The following is a 2,110-nucleotide window of genomic DNA, read 5'->3' as shown; positions in this document are numbered from 1 at the left end:
AAAAGCGCAGGCGCTGGGCGTTTCCATTAGTGATATTAATACAACGCTGGGTGCAGCATGGGGCGGAAGCTACGTGAACGACTTCATCGACCGCGGTCGTGTGAAGAAAGTTTACGTCATGTCTGAAGCGGAATACCGTATGTTGCCGGAAGATATTGGAAACTGGTACGTTCGCGGTAGCGATGGACAAATGGTACCGTTCTCCGCCTTCTCTACCTCACGTTGGGAATATGGTTCACCGCGACTGGAACGCTATAACGGTCTGCCTTCCATGGAAATCTTAGGCCAGGCTGCACCGGGTAAAAGTACCGGTGAAGCCATGGCAATGATGGAGCAACTGGCAAGCAAACTGCCGTCCGGTATCGGCTATGACTGGACCGGGATGTCCTATCAGGAACGACTGTCTGGCAACCAGGCTCCGGCCCTGTATGCCATTTCACTGATCGTCGTCTTCCTGTGTCTGGCAGCACTGTACGAGAGCTGGTCAATTCCGTTCTCCGTTATGCTGGTGGTTCCGCTGGGGGTTATCGGTGCGTTGCTGGCCGCGACGTTCCGCGGATTAACTAACGACGTTTACTTCCAGGTAGGCCTGCTCACAACCATTGGGTTGTCGGCGAAGAACGCGATTTTGATCGTCGAATTCGCCAAAGACTTGATGGATAAAGAGGGTAAAGGGTTGATCGAGGCGACGCTGGATGCAGTTCGTATGCGTTTACGTCCGATCCTGATGACTTCGCTGGCCTTTATTCTTGGCGTCATGCCGTTGGTTATCAGCTCCGGCGCAGGGAGTGGCGCGCAGAACGCCGTTGGTACTGGCGTAATGGGCGGGATGGTTACAGCAACCGTACTGGCTATCTTCTTCGTTCCAGTGTTCTTTGTGGTGGTTCGCCGCCGCTTTAGCCGCAAGAATGAAGATGTTGAACACAGCCACCCGGTTGATCACCATTGATTCATCGCTAATGAAAAGGCCGCGCAAGCGGCCTTTTTTCTGGAAAAATCATAAAAATCACTTATTGTGATTACGTTTATTTTCTGCCGAGTGAATAAGCGATATAATCCCTGTAGGCTTAAAGGCTATTCTTAAGAATTCTTGAGGTTTCTTATTTTACCTGAATAATTATTAAGATTAATCCTAGCAGCTAATCTGCATTGTTAGAGGTTGCCTTTGATTGCTAAAGCTAACTCCGTTAACCTGATGATTGCCCGAACAATAAAGAAGTTGTTCCATTTCGAATACCTTCATTTGTAAGGTAAAATGTAAAAAGGGTGCCACATCATAATTTTACGCAATTGTAATTTTTCATGATATGACGATGAAATCTTTTTTAGAGTAGATTATAGTTAAATCATCAGGCGTCACGGGCAAGTTTCAGGTAGTTTGTTGTATCCACCCCGAAGGTGTTCGGTTAGTTTAAACCACTAAGAAGGGGATGCGCTATGGACGAGTACTCACCCAAACGGCATGATATCGCGCAGCTTAAATTTCTCTGCGAAACCTTGTATCATGACTGTCTTGCAAACCTTGAACAAAGCAACCATGGCTGGGTTAATGACCCGACTTCAGCAACCAGCCTGCAGCTCAACGAACTGATAGAGCATATTGCAACCTTCGCACTTAATTATAAAATTAAGTACAATGAGGACAATAAGCTGATTGCGCAGATTGATGAATACCTGGATGACACTTTTATGTTGTTCAGCAATTATGGTATTAATACGCAGGATTTGCAGAAATGGCGAAAGTCCGGAAATCGACTGTTTCGCTGTTTTGTCAATGCCACCAGGGCTAATCCTGTTAGTTTGTCTTGTTAAAAAATATTACAATCATAGGTAAGAGTTATGTCTGATAAACCATTAACTAAAACAGATTATTTGATGCGTCTTCGACGCTGCCAGACAATTGACACGCTCGAGCGCGTTATTGAGAAAAATAAATATGAATTGTCCGACAATGAACTGGCTGTATTTTACTCAGCAGCAGATCATCGCCTTGCTGAATTGACGATGAATAAGCTGTACGACAAGATTCCAACTTCCGTTTGGAAATTTATTCGCTAATTGTTCACGAGGTTAAGTCAGGTATCGCGTTAGGGAAGGTGCGAACAAGTTC

The 2,110-nt window shown here is 45.6% G+C and carries 3 protein-coding genes; all 3 read left to right on the top strand.

The genetic code is table 11. The features are described from left to right. The coding region (locus FDW95_RS23910) for an efflux RND transporter permease subunit (protein WP_249359138.1) at positions 1-949 on the top strand (949 nt) is incomplete at its 5' end. Between the two features lie 488 nt (positions 950-1,437). Continuing rightward, positions 1,438-1,812 (top strand): Hha toxicity modulator TomB, encoded by a 375-nt coding sequence (gene tomB / locus FDW95_RS15515; protein WP_115259201.1) that lies wholly within the window; start codon positions 1,438-1,440, stop codon positions 1,810-1,812. Between the two features lie 27 nt (positions 1,813-1,839). Beyond that, positions 1,840-2,058 carry an HHA domain-containing protein gene (locus FDW95_RS15510; protein ID WP_002892050.1) on the top strand — a complete coding sequence of 73 codons (219 nt, stop codon included), beginning with the start codon at positions 1,840-1,842 and terminating at the stop codon, positions 2,056-2,058. The last annotated feature ends 52 nt before the right edge of the window (positions 2,059-2,110 follow it).

It is taken from the genome of Citrobacter sp. wls718 (assembly GCF_005280945.1).
Lineage (GTDB): Bacteria > Pseudomonadota > Gammaproteobacteria > Enterobacterales > Enterobacteriaceae > Citrobacter > Citrobacter gillenii.
The sequence above is the reverse complement of the archived record's forward strand: the minus strand, read 5'-3'. Positions and strand labels throughout refer to the sequence as shown.